The organism is Bdellovibrionales bacterium (assembly GCA_016716765.1).
Lineage (GTDB): Bacteria > Bdellovibrionota > Bdellovibrionia > Bdellovibrionales > UBA1609 > JADJVA01.
The window spans coordinates 62,254-75,547 of record JADJVA010000020.1 but is presented as its reverse complement, the minus strand read 5'-3'; the positions used below and the strand labels follow the sequence as shown (position 1 = coordinate 75,547).

Genomic DNA, 13,294 nt, shown 5'->3' with positions numbered 1-13,294 from the left:
GTGGTTGGTCAAATCAAAACTAAATAAGACATATCAATGAAAATCTCCATTTGAGAAATAGAGTCCTCCCCCGACCATTTTTGCCTGGGCAGATCTCATGATTCGCTTCTCATCAAGTGTTTTGGTGTTTTCCATGAGATACACTCGAATAGTATCTCCGTTTGTGCGAGTTACCATATCAGTTACATTGAAATGATAGCAGTCTTGATCGGGCGTCGAGCTGGCTAGTCCGCCTATATATCGGAGGAGTTTGTGTCCCGGAACATTGGCGTTATTGATTCGGGCCGGAGTATTGTATTTCAGTTCTTGGTAATCGCTGACTCCATCGTAGTCTGGATCTAAATAGCCTGCATTTGAGGTCTCATTCATTTTGATTCCATTTTTAAACGCGAAATCATCAGGAATATAGTCATGGTTGGTGTCCGGATCGTCTTTGTCCGTGTCCAAAAGTTTTTCTTCGCAATCGTTGAGATAGTCTCGATCAGAGTCAGCATATTTGGTAGGTGATCCGGCGGGAAGTTCAACAGATCGACATGTGGTATAGGGGTCAGCGCCAACTGGTGTGCAGTTCGGCATTTTACAGGGGCTGACTCCGCCTGAAATCCTGTATTCAACACCGTCTGATACGCCGTTTCCGTCTGAATCGACCTTCGCTGGATCAGATCCTAGCAGTCGTTCCACATCGTCGGCAATTCCATCTGCATCGGTATCAATTTTCAAAATGTTATCATGCCAAACGGTATTTATATTGGTAATCCAAAGTTCCTTCACATCGAATTTCGAAATCCGAATGGGCACGGCGAAGCGGCTAAAGTCAATTGTTTCGCCATCTGCAAATTCTAAGAAATCGCCATTTCCAGCGAGTGACATATCATTGAGTAGGGTTCTGGCATTTGCGACTGCTGGAGCTGCGTAGTAATAGGCCGTATTGAACTGAACACCGTCCACATACTTTTTCTCATCCTTCTCAAAGGCCGTGAGGGTGCGAACGCTGTTGATGATATTTTCAGCGCTCTGGAGATTTCCGCCTACTAAAGGTTCTCCGTCACTAATAAAGAACAGAACGTAATTAGAGGTGACAATCGGAGTCCGAGTTTTAGCGTCTGTGATATCATCTCTGATCATCTGGACAGCCTGATTAAGAGCCGCCTGATAGTTTGTGGCTCCATCATCAATTTCCTGAGTTCTTGCCTTTTGATCCGCCACGAAAGTTGCAAAGGCTGCTTTGTTATTAGTAAATCTTTGGAAATTAGGAGCGCCTAGAACTTGTCTCGAAAAGTTAACCATCGACCAATAAACAAATGGATCTGCTTGAAACTGGCTAACGAATTGAAGTATGGCGTCAAAACGACGAACTCCGGTGGGGTCCGTTCCCGGCATTAGATTGGTTATTGGAGTTATAGCGAAGGAAATTTGAGCCGGAACGATCTACAATAAACATAAATTTTAGGTTGCTATGAATCGTATCAGATTTGGTTGTACAGACATCGATTCCTATTTCGGTCGCTTTGTACAACATATATTCATTGGTTTTGAGATTCACATCGCTGCATCCCTGTTGGGTCAAAATAATGAAAGCGACGAGAGAAGCCAATACAAGCAGAATATTTGGCCACTTCATAACAAATCCTCCGCGTCGTCTTCCAGAACGAGTGGTTCGGCGATTCCATCGATCACTTGGTTGGAAATGCCATTATTGATTACGACTCTCAGATGATCTTGAATTCCCCTTGGGACAAGGACCTGCAAGGTAGATATCCGGGTAATATCTCCCTGAGTAGGAACCGTATTGTTTTCGACAGCAAAAATTTTGATAAGATTTCCATTGGAAACTCTCATGACTGGGATGTTGCTGATCTGAATGTCATAGCAATCTTGGGTTCCATTATTGAAGGTCTTTACCTTATACGTGTAGCCCTTTTCTGAAATGCGACCGTCGTTTGTGAATCGAATTGGCAAGTTTGCCTTTATTTCTTGAAGCGCGGTGAGACCGTCTTGGTCGAAGTCGGTAATTACATCCATTGGATCGAGAGGATTGGTTCCAAAGCGAATTTCGATTCCATCCGGAACACCATCGCGGTCTGAGTCTGGCAAAGTCGGATCTGTTCTTAGAACTGCTTCTGCGCAGTCGGGCAGATCATCATTATCTGTGTCTTGGAAGGCAAAAGCGCAGGAGGAAAGGCGAACCTGGTTCTCTTGATCGTAGCCAATCGCATATATTAAGGAATCAGAATAGGCATCTCCGTTTGTATCCCAGTTTGCAGATCCGACATTGAATCGTTTTTTTATAGATTCCTGATTTTCAAATTCATCACTCAGGCCATCTCGATCGTAATCCATAATTGAGCGGGCCTCGCTTGGTTTAAAAATGCTGGAAGAGTTATAAGAAAAAATTTCGGAAAATTTATATCCGTCGGTTGGGCAATAGTCTTTGATAAGCACAGCGGTAGTCTTTTCGATAATTTTTTCCGGCTCTTTATAGATTCGAGGATCCGAGCAGCTGCTCAAAGCGGCGGTAGAAAAAATGCTCAAAATGAGACCCCCCCTATACTTCTCCATCAACTCTCCAACCTCCACCGTTTGATTGTGCAAGGGAAAGGCCAGAGGTAACCTGAAAATGATTGGGAGTTCTGGTGGTCGACTGTCGAGTTTCATGACATTGTCTAGAGCACACACACAACTAAAATTGTTCACTTTTTAGCCAGACGCACGATTTTGTAACGGTCCAAAATGAATAGGTTGCCTATTGGTATCTGGTGGGCCCTACTGTCTCAATTTTGGAATAGATTTTTTCTGCGAATGAGGTCAGCAACTGAAGCAGGTACCAATTTCTCCCACTCAGATCCACTTTTTTTGAGTAAGTCTCTGACGTCAGAGGACTGGATGCTGACATCAATGGAATCGCAGTCGACCATATCTCTCATTCGCCCGTTTTCCAGAAGGTGCGAATACAGGTGGTGGTATTTGGGATCCGGGTGAAAGGTTCGAGCAGTCATACAGCTGCTCATATTTTTGAAGGGATAGACCAGGAAGCCCGTTTTATCATCGAAGAGATGGCCCATGGCTTCCAGCAATCCGCCCGGAAGGAGTGAATAGAAATCGGGATTCATTATTTTCTCCAAATGAGAGGCCCCGATCACAAAACCTATCGTGCTTTGGGTGCACTGTCTCAAGAACTGCTTAAGCTCATAAAAAAGGGAATACCGAGAGATGAGGACCGCTGCTTTAATGGCCGTAAGTGTTTCCACTCTCTCTAGCATGTCCCGTCGTTCGCTCTGATCTTGTTGACCAATGTCTTTAAGGGTCATTTCCATTAAGGGGAGAGGTTCTTGTCCACCGAGATCGCCGATCAGGTGAAGTTGTTCCATGCCTTTTTCAAGAATTTCTTGATTAACCCGAGTGACGGGTCTAAAGGTGCCTCGCTGGACAATCAATGGCTTTCTAAAAAGCGCATCTGCGGCCTGAACAAGCTTTCCTTCGGGGCTGAACAAAATTGCCTTCGACAGGCCTTGACTGACCAATTCTAAAGCGAGATCGCGATTCTCGATGTGAGAAAGGTCAGGGCCTCGAAAGACCAAGAGATCAATTTCAGCTCTTGCCGATCCGAGATTATCATTGAGCTCGGAAACAAAAAGGGAAGGGTTTTGTAAATAGTTAAAGGCAGAAAAAATAAGATTAACACCCAGGATTCCCAAGGCATTTTGCTGATCTAAGCGCATTGGGTCGAGCATGCTTACATGAAGAATGATTTCATTGGGAGGGCCACCTGGCCTTGTTTGAAAACGGATGCCCATCCACCCGTGGCAGCGCGAGGTCTCGTTGTGACTGCTTGTCGCAACCGTATCTGCAAATGCGAAAAACCGCGTGTCACTTCCTCGCTTTTCTTTGAGTCGAGAAGTGAGGCGCTCGTACTCGTGATCCAGCATTTTGATGAGGCGATCTTCACAGACGTAGCGTGTTGTTTTGCCATATATGGCATCGCTCACCGTCATATCATAAGCTGACATTGTTTTTGCAATCGTATGTGAAGCTCGTCCGGCGGTAAAGAAGTGGCGGGCCACCTCTTGGCCAGCTCCAATTTCGGCAAAGGCTCCATAGATGGAGTCGTCCAGATTTATTTGGAGGGCCTTGCGGGTCGAAGTGAGATTGTCAGTAGCCATTCGCATTCGTCCTAAACAGCTGGAGTGTGAAATTCTGCGCGCAAGGCGCGACGAAGAACTTTTCCAACATTGGACTTGGGAAGTTCAGTTCGAAACTCAATGTGTTTGGGCACCTTATAGGCAACGAGATTCTCGCGGCAATAATCGAGGAGTTCTTCTGGAGTAAGAGTAGGATCTTTCTTTACGACAAAGATTTTGACTGATTCGCCGGATCGCTCTTCCTTGATGCCAACAGCAGCGACCTCTCGTACTTTCGGATGACTGCTGACGACTTCCTCGATCTCGTTTGGATAAACATTAAATCCCGAAACAAGAATCATGTCTTTGAGGCGATCAACAATCCGAAATATGCCATTTTCATCCATCGTCGCGATATCTCCGGTGCGAAGCCCTCCGTCTGGCATGATCACTTTGGCTGTTTCTTCGGGGTGTTGCCAGTAGCCTTTCATCACCTGTGGGCCATAGATAGCCAGTTCGCCTGATTGTCCGACCGGGAGAGGGTCTCCATTGTCATCGATGATTTTCATGATGGTGCTGGGGAGAGGCATTCCGATTGAGCCCAAAACCTCGTGACCATCAATTGGATTGCAGCTTGCGACAGGGGAGGATTCAGTCAGCCCATAGCCTTCGGCAATGGATGTTCCGGTCCGATTCTTCCATTCAGTCGCCACAGACTTTTGCAAAGCCATGCCGCCCGCAACGCTGATTTTTACTCCTTTGAAATTTATACGGTCGAAATCAGGGTGATGCAACAGACCGTTAAATAATGTGTTAACCCCCGTGAAGACAGTAAAATGAGTTTTCCGCAAAAGCTTGATGAAAGCCCCAATATCTTTGGGATTCGTGACGAGTATGTTTGTTCCACCATAGTAAATAAAGGTCAGGCAATTCACTGTGAGTGAAAAGATATGATAAAGGGGGAGAGGCGTAATGACAACTTCTTCGCCCTCTTCGAGTTGAGGCTTCATCCAAGCGGCGATTTGAAGCATGTTGCTGAGAATATTTCCATGTGTCAGCATGGCGCCCTTAGAAACTCCCGTCGTGCCACCGGTGTATTGCAAAAAGGCGACATCATCAGTTGAACAAATTTCGGGAGCCATCTTTTTTTCTGCTCCCAGGTCGAGCGCTTCGTAAAAGGAATAAGCATTCGGAATGCTGTAGGCCGGAACCATTTTCTTAATGTACTTAACGGCCGCATTGATAGCCATTGATTTTGGCCAACCAAGAAGATCACCAAGTTGTGTGACGACGACGGTATTAATATCCGTCTCAGGAAGCACTTCTTCAAGTAAATGGGCAAAATTTTCCAAGATAACAATGGCCTTCACTCCGCTATCGTGGAATTGATGCTTCATCTCTCTGGCCGTATAGAGTGGATTTGTATTCACAACAATGAGTCCGGCCCGAAGGGCCCCAAACATCACGACAGGATATTGCAAGAGATTTGGCATTTGGATGGCGACTCGATCTCCCTTCTTCAATCCGACGACGTTTCTGAAAAAGGATGCGAAGTCTGCCGACATTTCGTCAAGCTCCTCAAAGGAAAGAGTGCTTCCCATATTTTGAAAGGCTATTTTAGGGCCGAACTTGTGGCAACTTTCATCGAACATTTGGTTAATGCTCTGATACCGGGAGATATCTATTTCGGGAGACACACCCTTAGGGTAATTTTTCAACCAGCACTTTTCCATGGCGGTAACCTCTTGAAAATCTGTTGAGTCCAAATGTCTGCGTAGCAACTCGGAGAGACTACCATGTGCCAGGATGAGCGAAAACAAAAACGACATGGCACGGAGCAGCTAATACTCGTGGCTGATTGGATCTCGAAAATCAAAGTGATAAGACAGACAGGTGTAAACAAAAGAAAGTGATTTCCGAACAGTCACAAAATGGGACCACTTGAGTGAGATCGGTAAAGAGTCATCGAGTATTTTTTAGCGCGGCAGTTCGTTGTAAAAAAGCGAACCTGAGCGATGTGGAACATATCTTCCATTTTGGTCCCAGTGGAGGAGAAAAAGCTGCGGGGTTCAATTTTGAACTCTGGATCAGTCTGGAAGACAATATCGATTCCGAATCGGGTTGGATCCTATCTGAGGAGGAGATGCATCAGTTGCTCTGGAGTCAGGCTGCAATTTTTGATCATCAATGCATCCATGAGAGGATTCCGGAGTTTCGAGACTTGAATCCCACTTTGGAAAATTTGGCCGGATTCCTCTTCAGAAATATGAAGAAGACCTTGAACGAAATGAGAGCTTCAGCGCAGTTGGCACGACTTCGCCTTTCCGAAGGACAGAAGACCTGGGTCGATATTTTGGTTGAGGAAGACAAAGAAATTGTGTTTCTCACCAGGTCCTATTCCTTGCAGGCGGTGCATCGCCATCACAATCCTGACTTGAGTTGGGAGGAGAACCTGGCTCTTTATAATAAGTGTTCAGCCCTTCATGGGCATGAATACAGGATTGAGGTAACAGTGGAGGGAGCCGCTGATATTCAGACGGGGCTTGTGATGAGTCGGGGAGAGATGGATGAAACTGTTCGAAAAAATATCATTGAGCCCTATGGGTTGACTTATCTTAATGATCTCATGGGCAACACTTCAGGCGAAGTTCTCACCGAAAAATGGAGCGAAATACTTCGTGGTGTTTGGGGAACTCGGTTTTCCTACTTGGTTGTGCGCGAGACACGCAAAAATTCATTTGTTGAGGCAGACAGAGGTGTGTCTGCTGCTCTTCTGTTGTCTTAATTTCTGGCTTCTCTAAATTTTTCGTTTGGATTCATTGAAGAAACCGAAACCACTTTAACTTGTTTTTATAGGGAGGGTATCGAAGGGAGAAGTCCAGCCAAGTGGATTTCTTTACCAAGCTTTTGAGATGAGAGAAGGTTTCAAATGTGTATTTCCCGTGATATTGGCCAATCCCACTGGATCCTATCCCTCCAAAAGGGAGTGAGGGCGATGCGACTTGAACAAGGCAATCATTGATGCAGCCTCCGCCGAACTGCACTTGGTTGACGATCTTTGTTTGTAAGGAAACGTCTCTGGAGAACAAATAGAGGGCGAGTGGTTTTGGACAGGTTTGGATCAATTCCAGAGCTTCTTGGATATGAGAGAATTCGAGACAGGGCAAGATGGGGCCAAAGATCTCCTCTCGCATGAGAGGAGAGTTTCGGTCTGGATTGATGATGATCGTCGGTGCAAGATAATTCGATTCATGGTCAAACTCACCACCCAGCAGGACTTCTCCGTCTTTGAGATAGCCAAGGAGTCGATCGAGATGAGATTTGTTGATGATTCTCCCGTAATCGGGGCTGTCTTTGGGACGAAGTGTGTAGAATTCCTCAATTGAATCGGCGAGTAGGTGAAGAAATGGGCGCCTCACGTCTTTGTGAATTAAAAGATAGTCGGGAGCGATGCAAGTTTGCCCCGCATTATAGAACTTCCCCCAGGCTATTCGCCGCGCTGCGATCTTAAGGTTTGCGGTGGCATCGACTATACAGGGACTCTTCCCTCCCAATTCAAGAGTCACTGGCGTGAGATGTTGAGCCGCCGCAGACATGACCATCTTTCCGACCCGCGAGCTTCCCGTAAAGAATATATAGTCGAAAGGGTGCAGAAGGAGTTTTTGACTGAAATCCAAGTTGCCCTCTAAGACTAAAATATATTCGCTGGGAAAGTTTTCCTGAATGATCTCTCGAATGACCTTCGAGGTGTGTGGAGCTAGTTCGGACGGTTTGAGCGTCAAAACATTGCCCGCGGCCAAAGCTCCGACAGCAGGTAACAACAAAAGATGAAGGGGGTAATTCCAGGGGGCCATGATAAGAACCTGGCCATAGGGTTCCGCAAGCACATATCCTCTTCCTGGTTGAAGAAACGGACTAATGGCGACTCTTCGAGGTCGAGCCCAAGATCGCAATTTTGATTGGGCGAAGCGAAGTTCTTTCAAGATCACTGCAAGCTCTGAGGACCAGGCCTCAGTTTTAGATTTCTTTAAATCGAGATGCAAAGATTTTAGCAGACGAGTTTCATTGGCAATGAGGACCCTTTCCATTTTTTTAAGTTGTTCTTGACGAAATCTGAGATCGAGTGTCTTTCCCGTTTGGAAAAAAAACTTTTGGTTTTGTAGATTTAGAGTTAGAGAACTCAAGTATCACCCCTAACCGCCTGGGGAGGGGCAGGCGTCACAGTGTCGGTAGCTATTCTCAGTGCAAATTTTGAGAAAATCAGTGTTTGGGCACGTTTTCAAGATTAACTTTAAACACAAAAAGCTCAAGTAAATTGTGCTTGGTATTATTGGGAAAAAGAACTTTCCCAGTATTTTTAGGCTAGGGTACCATGTGAGGGTGGGAAATCCGAAAAAATGGAAAAATATGAAGGGGAATTCAATGACGAATTTGCGTATTCTTATCCTGTCTCTCACTTTTGGCTATTTGGGTTTTGGTTGCGCAAGCAACCCGAATCGTGCAAGAAAAATTGACACTGAAATTGAGAATAACTCCTCGGTTGGCGGAGAGGAACAAATTGGGGTAAAAGATGGCAATCTTGTCGTCCAGAAGAAGGTCCTCATGAACGAGGAGTTGCGTCGGTTGCAGAACGAAGTTTTTGAGACGGAAGATCGTGTTTATGGAAATCGAAAATTCGGGTCAGAGGGGCTTTATGGGGTTCTAAAGCAATGCAGAATAAAACTGACTTCAAAAGCCTATGGTGGTGATGGAAAGTTAATTTGGACTGAACCCATGGACCGTGTATCTGACAAAGAAGCTGAATATGAAGTAGGCATCGATGAAAAGAAAAAAATAGTCGCGGTTTCCGAGGAATTTATCAAAGACCGAATCAAGCGTTTTCAGGAATACAAACAGATCTTGCAGAAGCGTGAGGATGAGTACAGCGAAAAAATCGATATCTGTGACGCTGCGATGGCATCACGTAAACACGACCTAGAAGCGCAACAAAAAGTGGATAGCAGAAAGCTTGAATCTAAAAATGCCCAATAGCTGTTATTGCGCTGAGAAATCCTGAGGAGTTTTTTGTGTTTGACATCCTGATCAAAGTACGGTTTTTTTTGGCTGCGGCATTCGCTCTAAGTCTTGGGTCCGAACTAGGGTTGGCAAGCGACTCTCTTTTTGACGTTACCTCCCACTGCGTGGCCTATAAAACAAAAAAGAAAATCTTGATGATACATCGTGTTAATGTCATTGGATATAACTGCCAGGTGTCTACACAGATTGTTCCTGAAATTGACGAAAAATATCACTTTGAGATGCAGGTTCAGGCTCGCGGTTTTGAATCGGGTGAAAGTGAACGAGACCGGGACGTTCAAAAAATTCTTAAGGCCGAGAGCTTCCCGCAAATAAGCTTCAAAACTTCAGGACGCTCCAAGCCAGAGTGGCAGGCTTTGTTGGATAAGAAGATTTTTTTATTAGAGGGAAATTTGGAGATTGGAGGCTCGTCATTTCCCGTGTCAGCAAACGTTACTGTGGATTCTAAAAATAACATCCAGATTGCAAATGGGTCGGTCACAAGGAAATTTACTGAACTGGGAATTTCCCCTCCAAAGCTCGGTATGGGTATTTTGGCAAGCGTTGCTGATAAAGTGGAATTGCATTTCCAAATTCGTGCAGATAAGACACTTGGAATAGATTCAATTTCCAACTAGACAAAAAAATCTCAAATGAATTTCAAATAAAAAACCCCAGAGGATTCTGGGGTTTACGAATTAAACAATCAATTTGGTCAAGGATTAGTAGCGTCCGCCGCCACCACCGCCGCGTCCACCGCGTCCGCCGCCACCGCCGCCGCCTCCATAACCGCCGCCGCCGCCACCACCACCGCCGCTGCGGGGAGCCTGAGGACGAGCTTCGTTAACAGTCAGATTGCGTCCGCCGAAGTCGGATCCATTCAGCTTTTCAATGGCCGAATTTGCTTCATTGTCGCTAGACATTTCCACAAACCCAAAACCCTTGCTGCGACCAGAATCACGATCCATAATCACACGAGCAGAATCAACATTTCCGCACTGAGAAAAAAGATCAGCCAACTCCTGGTCAGTTGTTGAATAAGAAAGATTGCCAACGTAGAGTTTTTTACCCATAAAGCCTCCATTAATGCCGGGTGCGCCACTAAAGAGGACCAAGGCAACCATTGCCAGGACTGTCATTTAGAAGCCGTTCTACTTACAGAAGGAGGAATAACATGACCCACCAAATTGGGACAACCCCCTCCTTTAAAAAAAGTTTATCTTTGGTGCTGCGCCGACGACGCTTGGCCAAATAAATTGAAAACCGGGGGGCGGCGGGTGTATTTTGGCGCGCTTTGGTGTTTTTTGCCATTTTTGGGGGAAATCGCCTTTGGGGCAGGCGTACGGCTCCACTCGCCAAAAGCCACCTACGCCACCCGAATTGACATATAGGCTCTGCATTTTCTATTTTTTGGACTGATTGGCAACGGCTTTGGCGGCTTTTTCGGCTGCCTCGGGATCTCCGAGGTAATAGTGCCTCAGTGGCTTAAGACCTTTGTCTAGCTCGTAAACAAGGGGTATGCCTGTTGGAATATTCAAATCGGCAATTGCCTCATCAGAGACTTTGTCGAGGTGTTTAACCAGAGCTCGAAGGCTGTTTCCATGGGCCACGATGAGAACTCTTTTTCCACTTTTGATGGCCGGGGCGATCTCTGAATTCCAAAAAGGCAGGACCCTGTCTTGGCAGTGTTTGAGAGCTTCTGTGGCCGGTAAATCCTTTTGATCAACCTCTTTGTATCGGCGATCTTGAGAGGGATGTCTGGGGTCGGAGGGAATCAAGGCATCAGGAGGGATATCAAAGCTCCTTCTCCAAGTAAAAACTTGATTCTCTCCATATTTTTCGGTCGTTTCGATCTTATTGAGTCCCTGGAGGCTGCCGTAATGACGTTCATTCAGACGCCAACTCTTGACAACGGGGAGCCACATTTGATCGGTTTCATCTAGCACGGTCCATAGAGTGCGAATCGCTCTCTTCAGAACTGAGGTGAATACAAAATCGAACTCATATTTTTCGTTCTTGAGAAGCTGTCCAGCTTGTCTGGCCTCAACCCGACCTTTTTCAGAGAGGTCTACGTCGGTCCATCCCGTAAAGCGGTTTTCGCTGTTCCAAGTGCTTTCACCGTGACGAAGCAAAACGAGTTTATAAGCTTTATCCATGGTCTACCACCCTTTTTGTTGAGAATATAAAATTGAGTGGAGGACACTACACCGAAATTCCAATGAATTTCAACTCGCAGAGCATTGATTCATTGATCCTGCAAGACGACCGGGTTCATATTTTCTCATACCTGGTGGGGGAGAGTCAGGGTGGAGCGAAGAATCGATATAGAGCATTCGTCGCCACTTTGGTGGTTCCAGCCGCATCAATTGCGATAATTTTGGCTTTGTAGTAGGTGTTTTGTGGGAGAGTACAAGAAGCAAAATTATATTGAGTCGCATCCGCAGGAACATTCACCGTGGCGCAGATCACGGTCGTTCCATCGTCAGCAAAGATAGTGACGTCGTAGGAAGTCTCGCCCACCGTATCAGCCCAATTCAATATTGGACCTGCGACGACATCTTGAAGTTGGTCATCAAGGACAACATCAGTGCCTCCCGTGATTCCGGTGATCAAAAAAGGCAGTGGAGCTGTGTTAAAAGGAAGTCCGAAAACAACGTCGACATAGTAATTGGATTTATTAAATGTGTTGGTCGGAAAGACCGAAAGTGGATCGTATAAAAAGAGTCCATTGTCTCCATCGAACCCATCTGCAAGTCCCCGCAAGGGAGAGTTTGCAACATCGGCAGCAAAGCCGTTGTGATCATAAGAATATAGGCCAAGAGGGGCATGATAGGATATGACATAGGTCGTATTAGCTGAAATCGCCACAGGGGTGGCGAATAATTGCTGTTGCCATCCCGAAGCTGTTTCTCCCGAAAAGTTAACTGTAGCGAGCGAAGTTCCAGCGCTATTCCAGAGAGTGCCACTGTGAACTCCAATGTTATTTATTCCTTTGTAAAATCTCACGCCAAGAATATAGCCGTTGATATCTGACTGAAACTTCATTCCCAATTCGACCGACTGGTTATCAACTGCCTCGAGACCGCCGGGAATGGTTGTCGTCGAAAAGACGCTATTATCTCCTACCGGTAAAGAATAATATGTGAAGACATAGAAATTGTTATCTGCTTGCTTTATTGAATCTCCTGAGGTCTTGGCTGTGACTTTGATTTTGTAGGAAGTTTGGTCTGTCAGAGCACAAGAGGAAAAGTCATTACTTAAGGTCGAAACGTTGACCAGGCTACATTTGGTCGTGCTTCCATCGTATTCATAAACAGTGATGTCATACGAGGAGGCGTTTGAGGAAGCAGTCCAAGAGATGGAAGGATTGGCACTGTTGCCATTGAGCCAAGCATCCTTTGTCACATCAGTTCCGCCGGAGACTCCTGTGATTGCAAAATTTCCCAAATTCACGGGAGTCGGCTCGGTCGTCGGCGCGGTTGTCGGCGTGGTGTCACCCAGAAAGCCTGAGATTTCCTTCTTGGCGCTGCAACCGAAGATAAAAAGCGGAAATAAAATGAAGACGATCCAAGTTCTCAGCATATTGATTTATCGGACCAAAGACTATGCGGGAGGAGATGTGAGCTCGATGAAATTTTCTTCTATAAATTGAGTCTTATTGAGATTTCCGCATATATTTTTGATTTTGATTTTGATTTTAGATCGGCTTTATATGCCCTCTGCCTCCGGTCCTTGAACTTGGAAGCTGCTCGTTTCAGACCAGTTTGAGACATTTGCTTCAAACAGAGATCTTATGCGCCAATAGGTTTCACTTTCAGACAGGATACCTTTGAAAATGAGCCTGTTTGTCATCGTCTTTGCGGTAAAAATGATCTTCTCAAACAGTGGATCTCGGGCTATCTGAATCTCGTATTCTCCGACTTCTGGCACTTTCATCCAGGAAAAGAGAAGAGGATTTACTTGCTGCGGGTCAAAGGAGAGCAGAGTTGTTCGGGAGGCAGGTCGCAGAAGGGTGGGGGGCTTTAAGATAAGACTGCGCTGGTAATAAATACGCTCCTTCGAAAAATCACTGATAACAGCTCCGAATTCATCGACAGCGGCTATTTTCACTTCTGATTCTC

13 protein-coding genes are annotated in these 13,294 nt (G+C 45.7%); 3 read left to right on the top strand and 10 right to left on the bottom strand.

Annotated features, from left to right (window positions below):
• Positions 1 to 33: 33 nt before the first annotated feature.
• The 5 genes from IPL83_09140 to IPL83_09120 form a co-directional block, all read right to left on the bottom strand.
• The gene (locus IPL83_09140; GenBank protein ID MBK9039308.1) at positions 34 to 1,380 is read right to left on the bottom strand and encodes a VWA domain-containing protein; all 1,347 of its coding nucleotides are present in this window, start codon (positions 1,378 to 1,380) and stop codon (positions 34 to 36) included.
• Complete coding sequence (locus IPL83_09135) at positions 1,343 to 1,621, bottom strand: hypothetical protein (GenBank protein ID MBK9039307.1); 279 nt, start codon at positions 1,619 to 1,621, stop codon at positions 1,343 to 1,345. The genes IPL83_09140 and IPL83_09135 overlap by 38 nt, the downstream gene beginning before the upstream one ends.
• The gene (locus IPL83_09130) at positions 1,618 to 2,559 is read right to left on the bottom strand and encodes a hypothetical protein (GenBank protein ID MBK9039306.1); all 942 of its coding nucleotides are present in this window, start codon (positions 2,557 to 2,559) and stop codon (positions 1,618 to 1,620) included. The genes IPL83_09135 and IPL83_09130 overlap by 4 nt, the downstream gene beginning before the upstream one ends.
• A 212-nt stretch (positions 2,560 to 2,771) precedes the next feature.
• Positions 2,772 to 4,160: a hypothetical protein gene (locus IPL83_09125; GenBank protein MBK9039305.1), complete on the bottom strand. Its 1,389-nt coding sequence runs from the start codon at positions 4,158 to 4,160 to the stop codon at positions 2,772 to 2,774.
• 11 nt (positions 4,161 to 4,171) lie between these two features.
• Complete coding sequence (locus IPL83_09120) at positions 4,172 to 5,851, bottom strand: AMP-binding protein (GenBank protein ID MBK9039304.1); 1,680 nt, start codon at positions 5,849 to 5,851, stop codon at positions 4,172 to 4,174.
• A 212-nt stretch (positions 5,852 to 6,063) separates the two neighbouring features.
• Here IPL83_09120 and IPL83_09115 point away from each other — a divergent pair, with 212 nt between their 5' ends.
• Positions 6,064 to 6,903 (top strand): 6-carboxytetrahydropterin synthase, encoded by an 840-nt coding sequence (locus IPL83_09115; protein ID MBK9039303.1) that lies wholly within the window; start codon positions 6,064 to 6,066, stop codon positions 6,901 to 6,903.
• Between the two features lie 31 nt (positions 6,904 to 6,934).
• Here the strand turns inward: IPL83_09115 and IPL83_09110 are convergent, their stop codons facing one another.
• Positions 6,935 to 8,302: an aldehyde dehydrogenase gene (locus tag IPL83_09110; GenBank protein ID MBK9039302.1), complete on the bottom strand. Its 1,368-nt coding sequence runs from the start codon at positions 8,300 to 8,302 to the stop codon at positions 6,935 to 6,937.
• Between the two features lie 238 nt (positions 8,303 to 8,540).
• Between IPL83_09110 and IPL83_09105 the strand changes: the two genes are divergently transcribed.
• Together IPL83_09105 and IPL83_09100 are read left to right on the top strand one after the other, a co-directional pair.
• Positions 8,541 to 9,149 (top strand): hypothetical protein, encoded by a 609-nt coding sequence (locus tag IPL83_09105; GenBank protein MBK9039301.1) that lies wholly within the window; start codon positions 8,541 to 8,543, stop codon positions 9,147 to 9,149.
• A 35-nt stretch (positions 9,150 to 9,184) separates the two neighbouring features.
• Positions 9,185 to 9,811 carry a YceI family protein gene (locus tag IPL83_09100; protein ID MBK9039300.1) on the top strand — a complete coding sequence of 209 codons (627 nt, stop codon included), beginning with the start codon at positions 9,185 to 9,187 and terminating at the stop codon, positions 9,809 to 9,811.
• 84 nt (positions 9,812 to 9,895) lie between these two features.
• On the opposite strand, the gene IPL83_09095 is transcribed toward IPL83_09100, so the two are convergent.
• From IPL83_09095 to IPL83_09080, 4 genes are all read right to left on the bottom strand, one after another.
• Positions 9,896 to 10,246 carry an RNA-binding protein gene (locus tag IPL83_09095; protein ID MBK9039299.1) on the bottom strand — a complete coding sequence of 117 codons (351 nt, stop codon included), beginning with the start codon at positions 10,244 to 10,246 and terminating at the stop codon, positions 9,896 to 9,898.
• Positions 10,247 to 10,576: 330 nt separating this feature from the next.
• Positions 10,577 to 11,329: a 2,3-diphosphoglycerate-dependent phosphoglycerate mutase gene (gpmA, locus tag IPL83_09090; GenBank protein MBK9039298.1), complete on the bottom strand. Its 753-nt coding sequence runs from the start codon at positions 11,327 to 11,329 to the stop codon at positions 10,577 to 10,579.
• 145 nt (positions 11,330 to 11,474) lie between these two features.
• A complete protein-coding gene (locus tag IPL83_09085; protein MBK9039297.1) occupies positions 11,475 to 12,755 on the bottom strand; it encodes a DUF4082 domain-containing protein in 1,281 nt (426 codons plus the stop codon).
• 126 nt (positions 12,756 to 12,881) lie between these two features.
• Positions 12,882 to 13,283, bottom strand: a complete 402-nt coding sequence (locus tag IPL83_09080) for a hypothetical protein (GenBank protein MBK9039296.1) — start codon at positions 13,281 to 13,283, stop codon at positions 12,882 to 12,884.
• Positions 13,284 to 13,294: the final 11 nt, after the last annotated feature.